Origin of the sequence: Limnobacter sp. (assembly GCF_036846585.1) — a bacterium.
GTDB lineage: Bacteria > Pseudomonadota > Gammaproteobacteria > Burkholderiales > Burkholderiaceae_B > Limnobacter.
On record NZ_DAIUBR010000010.1, the window covers coordinates 87658 to 98178 of the forward strand.

At 54.7% G+C, this 10521-nt stretch carries 6 protein-coding genes; 5 read left to right on the plus strand and 1 reads right to left on the minus strand.

What is annotated here, in order from left to right:
- On the minus strand, positions 1-2075 hold a 2075-nt coding region (gene glnE, locus V7028_RS06835), incomplete at its 3' end, for a bifunctional [glutamate--ammonia ligase]-adenylyl-L-tyrosine phosphorylase/[glutamate--ammonia-ligase] adenylyltransferase (protein ID WP_334119340.1).
- Positions 2076-2151: 76 nt separating this feature from the next.
- Here glnE and V7028_RS06840 point away from each other — a divergent pair.
- The 5 genes from V7028_RS06840 to V7028_RS06860 form a co-directional block, all read left to right on the plus strand.
- The gene (locus V7028_RS06840; RefSeq protein WP_334119341.1) at positions 2152-6198 is read left to right on the plus strand and encodes a YhdP family protein; all 4047 of its coding nucleotides are present in this window, start codon (positions 2152-2154) and stop codon (positions 6196-6198) included.
- A gap of 1 nt (position 6199) precedes the next feature.
- Positions 6200-7006 (plus strand): carbon-nitrogen hydrolase family protein, encoded by an 807-nt coding sequence (locus tag V7028_RS06845; RefSeq protein WP_334119342.1) that lies wholly within the window; start codon positions 6200-6202, stop codon positions 7004-7006.
- Positions 7007-7016: 10 nt separating this feature from the next.
- Entirely contained in the window at positions 7017-8486 is a 1470-nt protein-coding gene (gene tldD / locus V7028_RS06850; protein ID WP_334119343.1) for a metalloprotease TldD, read from the plus strand.
- Positions 8487-8881: 395 nt separating this feature from the next.
- Positions 8882-9946: a 3-deoxy-7-phosphoheptulonate synthase AroG gene (gene aroG, locus V7028_RS06855; RefSeq protein WP_334119344.1), complete on the plus strand. Its 1065-nt coding sequence runs from the start codon at positions 8882-8884 to the stop codon at positions 9944-9946.
- A gap of 176 nt (positions 9947-10122) precedes the next feature.
- On the plus strand, positions 10123-10521 hold a 399-nt coding region (locus V7028_RS06860; protein ID WP_334119345.1), incomplete at its 3' end, for a hypothetical protein.

Consider the following 10521-nt stretch of genomic DNA (forward strand, 5'->3'; position numbering starts at 1 on the left):
CGTTTGGCCAACTGGGCATACAAATCGGGTGCGCGGTCGTCGTCGTCGTCGAACAGAAAAATCAGGTCAAGATCCGATGAATACCCCAGTTCTTTGCCGCCATGTTTGCCGTACGCGATCACGGCAAATTTGGGTTGGGCACGGTGCCGCTTGGGCAGTTGATCCCACGCGCACTCAAGAATCACTTCCAGGGTGCGGTCTGCAAGTTCAGACAACAAATCAGACACATGTTCAACTGTCAGCAGGTTTTCCAGGTCTTGCGTCAACACGCGAAAAAGCTGGGCGTGGTGTTGCTCGCGAATCAAGTCCATTTGCCGTTCAAGGTCGGGTTGCCCGTCTGGCAGCTTGGCTTGATTCAGCATGTCGCGAAGCACTTGCTTCCACTGATTGAAATCGGGCGGAGTCAACAGCGTTCGGCTGTCCAGCAATTCATCCAGCAACAGGGGGTGCCTGATCAGGAACCTTGCTGCCCACGGGCTGGCGGCCAGCATCCGGCTTACCCGCATGCGGGCAATCGGGTATTCGTCCAGCAAACTTAGATAGGCACCGCGCCGCGATACCGTTTCTATCAGGTCGCAGAAATGTCGCCAGCAGGAATCGGGCGCTGTAGATGCCCCTGCTGCAGCCAACACAGTTGGCATCAGCCGGTCGACCCGCTCGCGGTGGGCGTTGGGCAATGCCTGGTAGCGGCTGGATTCAACCAGATGCTGGTAACGGTCTTGTGCAGCCTGCGGGTTTGAAAACCCTTGGGTCAGTGTGTCGGCCCAAGGCAATTCCAGGCTGGGGGTTTCCTCGTCTTCCTGCTTGTCGCCAAACACCACATCAAAGTGGCTGGCCACATGGCCCATGTGGCGGTTCAGGGTTTTCATGAAATTGCCCGGATCCTGAAAGCCCATCGACCGGGCAATTCGAAGTACCTCGGTGGGGCTTGCTGGAAGGCGGTGGGTTTGCGCATCGTCCACGTATTGCAGGCGGTGTTCCAGGTTGCGCAAAAACCGGTAAGCGGCCACCAGTTTGTCGTGATCATCCGCTGTAATCAGCCCCAACTCAACGCACACCTCCAGCACATCGACAGTGCGGCGTAACTGAAGTTTGGGTTCCCGACCACCGCGAATCAACTGAAATGCCTGTGCCGTGAATTCAATTTCACGAATGCCACCTCGCCCCAGTTTCACGTGCACGCTGCCCGGGTGCAGGCTTTCTCGTTTGCTGACCTCGTTGCGAATTTGCACATGCAGGGCGCGCAAGGCCCGAATGGATCCAAAATCCAGGTACTTGCGAAACACAAAAGGGCGAACAATGTTGTTCAGGTTGTCCAGGTTTTGCTGAAAGGCGGCATCTTGGTTCGGGTCTACGGCCCAGTTCACCACGCGCGCCTTGATCCATGCGTAGCGTTCCCATTCGCGCCCCTGTACCACAAAATATTCTTCCAGCATGTCCAGGCTGACCACCAAAGGGCCAGAATCGCCGTTGGGGCGCAGCCGCATGTCTACGCGAAATACAAAACCTTCGTCGGTCACCTCGGAAATTATTTTGATGATCCGTTTGCCAACCTGGTTAAAAAATTCTGCGTGCGACTGGCTTTTGCCATTTAAACCACCTTGGGTTTCATCGTCCTGGTTGTACAGAAAAATCAGGTCAATGTCGCTGGATGCATTCAGTTCGAAGCCGCCCAGCTTGCCCATGCCGACCACCATCAGGCAATCGCCATTGGCTGGTTCACCAAACCGTTCAGCCTGCATGCGGTGGCTTAGTTTCAATGAAATTTGTACGGCAGCATCGGCCAGAAAGGAAAGGGCTTCCGTTACGTCGAATAAATCCACCTTGCCTTGCAGGTCACGCCGCATGATTTCGATCATGCTGCGCTGGCGGACCAGGCGAAGTTCGGTCATCAACGCCCGTTCATCGGTCAGTTCGCGGGCTTTTTCCAGCCATGTTTCGATGCAGTTCAGAAGGTGGTCGCTGTCACTGTCGCTGGCGGTGGTGTCCCAATCGGGGAAGCGGTTCAGCCAGCGTTTTGCATACTCGGAATGTTTGGGCCAAACCTGATGATAGAAATCCAGTGGGTCGTTCATGTAGTGCGCAATTAAGTGGGTGCTTGGTTCTACAATAGAGTACTACAGGTGTTCACCATTATTCGGGCGGTATTTCTTGCAGGAAGGAACAAACCAGGCGCAATTGCAACATGTGATCAGCAACCCCATGCTAAGGCGGGCGGGGTCTGTATTGTTTTGGCTTTTGGTTGTGGTGTACGTGCCGTTTTGCCTGGCTTTGCTGGCCGTGAAGTGGCTTGTACTGCCTGAAATAGACCGTTATCGCCCGGAAATCCAGCAGTTCCTGCAACAACAAACGGGTGCCCCCATTGAAATTGGCCGTATTCAGGCGCAATGGCGCGGCTGGGGGCCGCAACTAACCGTTGATCAAGTGCAATTGCGCACGCCCAATGGCGAGTCGGGTTTTCATGCGGAAAGCCTTCGCATGGAATGGTCACTCCCAAGCATTCTGGCTTTCAATCCCCGGTTGAACAATCTCGAGGTGTTGTCGCCCACCTTGCGCGTGGTTCGCAATGCGCAAGGCGTGTTTGAAATTGCGGGCATTCCGGTGGTGGACGATGGCAGTCAAGGCAACCCCGGGCTTGACTGGTTGCTTGAGCAAAAACGTGTGCTGTTAAGCCAGGGGGTGTTGAATTGGCAAGACGACATGGGACAGTTCCCGACCGCCCAGGCCCTTGAAGTCGAATTGTTGATGAAAAACGGCCTGAGCCGACACCAGGCCGGTTTAATTTTCAAGTTGCCCACGTTGGCAAAAACGCCAGTGCACGCCAGTTTGAATTTCAAAACGCCCCTGCTGAAGCGGAATTTGGGCGATCTGAAAAAATGGAAAGGCACTTTTTTCATGGGTGCCGTGGTGGATCAGGCCGAGCCCATTGAGTCGATGTTCAAGGCCTTTGATCTGGATGTTGACATGACCCAGCCGCAAGGTCGCCTGTGGGTTGATTTTGAAGGTGGGCTTGTTCAACGTTCCCTGCTGGACGCACGTGTTGCGAAGCTTCGTTTCGACAACCCGGCGGCCGATGCCGCGCCTTTTGACATGACCAATACCAGCGCACTGGTTGAAATTGTTGGCGAACATCTTTTGTTTGCGCCCAGTGCAATTTCCATACGGCGCTTGACCGGTCAAATTGCAGGGCAGAAACAGTTTGGGCCCACCGATTTGTCGGTGCGCAAGAACGCGCTGAAAGAAGGGTTTGAATGGGGTGTTCAAGCCCAGAAACTGGATGCCGCGCAGGCCAAAGCCATTGTGATGGAGCTGGGTCCGCATCTGGGGCAGCAAGACAGGCTTGAACGGGTTAAAGCGTTCGAATTTTCAGGGCTGGTCAAGCAGCTGGATGTGAGCTGGAGGACAGGGGGCGACAAACCATTCAGCGATTCCCAAGCCTTCAATTCCGACATCGACTTCACCAACCTGACCGTGCTCTACCGCGATTCCTCCCCGCAATCCAACGGAAAAACCACGGGCTTTCGCAATGTCAGTGGCACTTTCAAGGGCAGCAACTCGCAGGGCAAATGGACTTTGATGGGGCGAAACGTGGAGTTCGCCCTGCCGGAAATTTTCGCAAGCGACGTGTTGAAGTTCAATGAACTGGCTGGTCAGGGGGCTTGGGAAAATGTGTTTGCCACCGATTTGCCGGTGGAGTTTTCAATCGACAAAATGCTTGCCCGTAACGCGGATTTGCAAGTTGAAGTGGCAGGCAGTTATGAATTTCGCCGCGAGGAACCTGATGTCATCAACCTGAAAGGCAACTTGCCCATGGCCAATGTGGCACAAGTGTCGAATTATTTGCCCCTGATTGTGGGCAGCAGTGCGCGCACCTGGTTGACTGAAAACCTGAAGGCCGGGGTTGCCAGCAATGGCGAATTTGAATTGTCGGGCCGCCTGAGCGACTTTCCTTTTGATGACCCGAAAAGCAAGGGCGTGTTCAGGATTGAAGTGCCTTTTGAAAACGGCGAATTGACTTACGCGCCCGGTTGGCCCCGCATTCAACAGGTCAATGGCAAGGCCACATTCAATGGCAAACGCATGTTGATTCAAGCCGATAGCGCTGAATCCCTTGGGGTTCAACTGACAAATGTTGAAGCGCGAATTGACAACCTGGATGCCTGGGATCCCTTGCTTGAAATTACAGGCAAAGGCCGGGGTGATCTGGCCAACATGGTGGCTTTCGTTAATCAAAGCCCCGTGCGGGAAATTCTGAACGAAGCATTGATCAATGCGCAGGTGGATGGCCCTGCGAACCTTGATTTGCAACTGGGCATTCCAATTGCAGATCCTCAAAAAACCCAGGCCAAAGGCGAGCTGACACTGAAAGGCAATTCAATCCGTGTGGTGCGCGGCATGCCCACGGTCATCAATGTGGACGGCGTGATCCAGTTCTCCAACAAGGGCTTGTTCATCAATCAGTTGCAAGGGCAGGCCCTGGGTGGCCCCGTCACCGTGAAGGGAAACACCGACGCCGCAGGGCGCATGGAAATTCGCGCCAACGGTGTTGCGCGGGCACAGGGTTTGGCGCAATACCTCAACCCCTTGGCCGAACCTTATCTGGCAGGCACTACCCCCTACAGCGTGTTGGTTACCACCCGTGAAAACGGTGTGACCGTGGATGTAAGCAGCCAGTTGCAAGGGCTCGAAGTGAAATTGCCCAGCCCCTTTGCAAAAAAAGCGGATGCACGTTTGCCCTTCAAATTAAGCCAAACCGGCAGTGCGCAAGGCGACCGGTGGGTGATTGATCTGGGGGCTGACAACAAACCGGTGGCACAGGTGCGTGCCACAGTTCTTGACGACGGCGGGCAGCCCGGCATTGATTCTCTTCAGTTTGCCGTGGGTGCGCCGCTGGCTGCGCCCAGTGCGGGCATTCAGGGCGATGTGCGGGTGCCCGTTATTGACGTGGACACCTGGCGAACTGTTGTGAACGACATCACCTCGGCTTCCGGCAACACCGGTTTGATGGGTGAACTGATGGGCGACCCGGCTTCAGATACCGCATTGAAGCTGAAAGTGGCCATTCGAACCGACCGCCTGGACGTGGGCAGCAAGTCATTCGAAGGCGTGTCTGTCGCAGCGCGCACGGTTGAAAAGCGCTGGCAGTTCGATGTAAAAGCCAAAGGGGTGGACGGTTATTTGTCCTGGGTATCTGACAAACAACGCCCCGATGGCGCCGTGTTGGCCCGCTTCAAAACACTGGTCATTCCCAAAACGCTGGACAGCGACATGCGCGACCTGGTCGAGGAACCCGCCTCCAGCATTCCGGCACTGGATGTGCAGGTGGACAATTTCACTTTGAACGACCTCACCCTGGGCAAGCTGAAATTGATCGCCGTGAACCAAACCCGCGAGGAGCAGGCACGGGCCACCCTGGGCCAGCGCCCCAAGGAATGGAAGCTGGAAGAATTGCGCATTGAGAACCCGGAATCGGTTACCCAGGCCAAAGGCGTTTGGCAATACGGCAACAATTTGAAGAACCAGCGCACTGACATTGAATTGAACCAGACCGTGAAGAATGCGGGCGGCTTGCTGACCCGCTTGGGCATGGCTGATGTGTTTCGCGGTGGTGAAGGTACGCTTGTTGGGCGATTGCGCTGGAACGACGCCCCCACCAACATTGACTACGGTAGCTTGAGCGGGCAATTCAAACTGAAAAGCAGCAAGGGCCAGTTTTTAAAGGCAGACCCGGGCGTGGCAAAATTGTTGGGCGTACTTTCTTTGCAAAGCATTCCCCGTCGCTTCACGCTTGATTTCAAAGACGTGTTTTCCGAAGGCTTTGCCTATGACACCATGGACGCCGATGTTGTACTCGAGGAAGGGATTGCCAGCACACGGAATTTCAAGATGACTGGGCCCAGCGCCACCGTGTTGATGGACGGAAATATTGACCTGGAAAGTGAAACCCAGAACCTGAATGTGGTAGTGCTGCCCGATTTGAACCCCGCCGGGGGTTCGCTGATTTATTCAGTGATTGCGGCCAACCCTGCGGTGGGCATTGCATCCCTGATTGCCGATTTTGTGCTGAAAGACCCACTGGCGAAAATTTTCTCATTCCAGTACCAGGTGAGCGGCCCGTGGGCAGCCCCAGTGATTGAACGTGTCAGAAAAAGCGAAACCCCGAATTCATCCACCAACAATTCCAACCTGAGGCCCTGACATGACCCAGCCGATGACCGTTGCCAGTTTGCAAATGATTGCAACTCCCGACGTGGAGCGCAATCTGGACATTGCGCAGCGCCTGATCGGCCAGGCAGCCAGGCTGGGCGCGCGCATGGTACTGTTGCCTGAATATTTTTGCCTGATGGGCCACAAAGACACCGACAAACTGGCGATTGCCGAACCATTCGGCCAAGGCCCGATACAGGAGTTTCTGGCCGACCAGGCGGTGGTGCGCAATGTGCACATTGTGGCGGGCACTGTGCCCATTTCAAGCGACACGGAAGATCGTGTGTACAACACCACGCTGGTATTCAACCCACAGGGGCAGTGTTCCGCCCGTTACGACAAAATTCACCTGTTCTGCTTCACCAAAGGGCAGGAAAGTTACGATGAGGCACGCGTGCTGCTGCCCGGCAAAACCCCTGTGGTGGCTGACATTGAAGGCTTCAAGGTGGGTTTGTCGGTTTGTTACGACCTGCGCTTTCCCGAATTGTACCGGGCCATGGGCAAGGTCGATTTAATCGTAATGCCCGCCGCATTCACCTACACCACGGGCCGCGCACACTGGGAAGTGCTGATGCGTGCCCGCGCCATTGAAAACCAGTGTTACGTGTTGGCCTGTGGGCAGGGTGGTGTACACGAGAACGGGCGCCGCACCTGGGGCCATTCCATGTTGGTCAACCCGTGGGGCGAGGTCGAGAATGTGTTGGCCGAAGGCGAGGGAGTGCTGCTTGGTCAGCTTGACCCTGTTAAGATAATCGATGTGCGAAACAGCTTGCCCGCGCTCACGCACCGCGTGCTTTAAAGGATTCAACATGAAAGTAGTAGACCCCGCCATTTCCAACCTTGCTATTGCCCAAAGCCTGCTGTGGACCCCTTACGGCATTGATGAGGGGCACATTCAGAAAGCCTTTGGCGAAATTTTTTCGCACAAGGTTGATTTCGCCGATTTGTACTTTCAGTACGGTTGCGTGGAAGGCTGGTCGCTTGATGAAGGCATCGTGAAATCCGGCAGCTACAACATTGAGCAAGGTGTGGGTGTAAGGGCTGTGAATGGCGACAAAACCGCGTTTGCCTATTCTGACGACATTGCATTCAAGCCCATTCTGGCCGCAGCCAAGTCGGTGCGTGAAATTGCAAGCCTGGGCAAAACGGCCAACCGCAACCTGAAAACAGGCAAAGGCTTTGCTGGCGCAGAAAGCCGCGCCCTGTACAGCCCCTTGAACCCCATTCCCACGTTGACATCCACCGAGAAAGTAGACTTGCTCAAGCGCCTTGAACAGTTTGCCCGCAAGCGCGACAAACGCGTGAAACAGGTGATGGCCAATATTGTGGGCGCTTACGACGTGGTGCTGGTGGCCCGAAGCGACGGCGTGCTGGCCGCCGATGTGCGTCCTTTGGTGCGCGTGAACGTAAGCGTGGTTGTCGAGCAAAAAGGCCGCCGCGAAACGGGTTCATCTGGTGCGGGTGGCCGCTACGATTTTGGTCATTTTAACGACGCGTTCCTGATGCACCACGCCCACATGGCTGTGGACCAGGCCTTGATCAACCTTGAAGCGCGCCCGGCCCCGGCCGGTTTGCAAACCGTGGTGCTGGGGTCAGGCTGGCCCGGCATTCTATTGCATGAAGCGATTGGCCATGGCCTGGAAGGCGACTTCAACCGCAAGGGCAGCAGCGCGTTTTCCGGCATGATTGGCCAGCGAGTGGCAGCCAAAGGCGTGACTGTTGTAGACGATGGCACCCTGGCCAACCGCCGCGGTTCGCTGAATATCGACGACGAAGGCAACAAAACCCAGTGCACCACCCTGATTGAAGACGGCATTTTGAAGGGTTACATTCAGGACATTACCAATGCGCGACTCATGAAAATGCCGGTCACCGGCAATGGCCGACGCGAAAGCTTCGCCCACCTGCCCATGCCCCGCATGACCAACACCTACATGTTGAATGGTGACAAAACCCCTGAGGAAATCATCGCCAGCGTAAAAGACGGTGTGTATGCCGTGAACTTTGGCGGCGGGCAAGTGGACATTACCAGCGGCAAGTTCGTGTTTTCAGCTTCGTTGGCTTACAAAATTGAAAACGGCAAAATCACCTATCCGCTAAAGGGCGCCACCCTGATTGGCAATGGCCCGGAATCGCTCACCAAAATTTCAATGGTGGGCAATGACATGGCACTGGACGACGGCGTGGGCACTTGCGGCAAGGAAGGCCAAAGCGTGCCCGTGGGCGTGGGCCAGCCCACTTTGCGCATTGACGGGCTGGTCATGGGTGGGACGCAGTAAATCAGGTTGGCTTCAATTGGATCGATTCCGTTGATGCGCATGGTTGCGGGTTGGTGTTGTGAAATTGACGCTTAAGCGGGCCTCTGCCTGTCAAAGTTCCTTGTTTTTCAGTGGGATGCCAACCACACCCACCCGCGACTTGTTAGAATTTCGCTCAGCGCGCTTGCACAGCGGCCACGAATTGTTTAAATTGAAGAGATGAACACGACTTTCGCGCACTCTTTTTATGCTTTTTTTGGCTTCTTTGCCTGGTTTGGGCAAGCGGCGGAAGAGGGTTGTGCGTAAAAACACATAGTTCAAACAGATCCCGAAACCGCCAGGCCCTAACCTCCTGGCGGTTTTTTTTTGAACCGACACTTTGAACAAAAAGCGCGCCAGCATTCAGGAGAATTGGCATGAACACGGTAACAGACGACTTGAGAATCAAAGAAATTAAAGAACTGATCACCCCTGCAGCCTTGATTGCAGACGTGCCCATTTCCCCCGCCATTGCTGAAACAGTGTCAGGCTGCCGCACAGCCCTGCACAAAATTTTGCATGGTGGCGACGACCGCCTGATCGTGGTCATGGGCCCCTGCTCGATTCACGATGTGAAAGCGGCCATGGAATATGCCAACAAGCTGACGGTGTACCGCGAAAAGTACGCGGAAGACCTGGAAATCGTGATGCGCGTGTATTTCGAAAAGCCACGCACCACCGTAGGCTGGAAGGGTTTGATCAACGACCCCAACCTGGATGGCAGCTTCGAAATTAACAAAGGCTTGCGCATGGCGCGTGAAGTGTTGTTGAACATCAACGGCCTGGGCTTGCCCGCCGGCACCGAGTTCCTCGACATGATCACCCCGCAATACATTGCAGACCTGGTCAGTTGGGGTGCCATTGGTGCCCGAACCACAGAAAGCCAGATTCACCGTGAATTGTCCTCCGGGCTTAGCTGCCCGGTCGGCTTCAAGAATGGTACGGACGGCAATGTGAAAATTGCAGTGGATGCCATCAAGGCCGCTCAACACCCGCACCACTTCCTTAGCGTGACCAAGGAAGGCCGCAGCGCCATTGTCAGCACTTCGGGCAATGAAGACTGCCACATCATTTTGCGTGGTGGCAAAGGCCCGAACTACGACGCCGCTTCTGTTGAAGCCGCCGCCGCCGACATTGGCAAAGCTGGCCTGGCCGCTCGCATCATGATTGATGCAAGCCATGGCAACAGCAGCAAAGTGCCCAAAAACCAGGTGGGCGTGTGCGAAAACATCGCCGAACAACTGGCCGCCGGCGATGCCCGCATCATGGGTGTAATGGTTGAAAGCCATTTGGTGGAGGGTCGTCAAGACTTGGAACCTGGCAAGCCACTGACTTATGGCCAAAGCATTACCGATGGTTGCGTGGGCTGGGACGACAGCCTGCAAGTGCTGGAAACTTTGGCACAAGGCGTGCGCAAACGCAGGTTGGCGCAGGTTGTATAAATAGTAGATTGTCGCAGTCAATTTGATGTGACGCTATAACGGAAATCCCGCCGGGTTTAAAACCCCGAGCGGGATTTTTTGTTGTGCAGAACGGATTGAGCTGTTCCGATAAATCGAACTTCTCATTTGGTTGGTTAACAGACTTATCCTTTTCACGACTTTAAGGACTATTCACTATGTATTCAAGTTCTGTTAACACCAGCAACCCTGTGGTTGAACAATTCAATCTCAACACACAAAACTTAGGCAACCTTAAGCGCGATATTTCCCCCTTGTCGGCTGCCGCGTTGAGCTTGGCTCAAACCGCACGAGACATGAAAGCAAATGTTTTGGCAACTACAGGCAATTCCAAAACCTTGGTATTCGCTTCGCAAGGGGGTTCAATGCAATCCAAACAACTCATCAAACTGCTGGACGGAGTCAAAGAGGCGCTCAAAAGTTTTGCATCAAAAGCAAAAAGTCTGGATCAAGAAGTTGATTTCTTTTCAGGTCATCAAGCAGGTTTGTTTCGGGGCAATGTCGCCGCAATTCCTCAAGCCGATAAGGTGAATTGGTGCACTGGTCAGGTTGAAAAA

Coding starts and splice junctions, on each gene's coding strand:
- V7028_RS06845 (WP_334119342.1), top strand. CDS start 6,200: ATGACCCAGCCGATGACCGTTGCCAGTTTGCAAATGATTGCAACTCCC.
- tldD (WP_334119343.1), top strand. CDS start 7,017: ATGAAAGTAGTAGACCCCGCCATTTCCAACCTTGCTATTGCCCAAAGC.
- aroG (WP_334119344.1), top strand. CDS start 8,882: ATGAACACGGTAACAGACGACTTGAGAATCAAAGAAATTAAAGAACTG.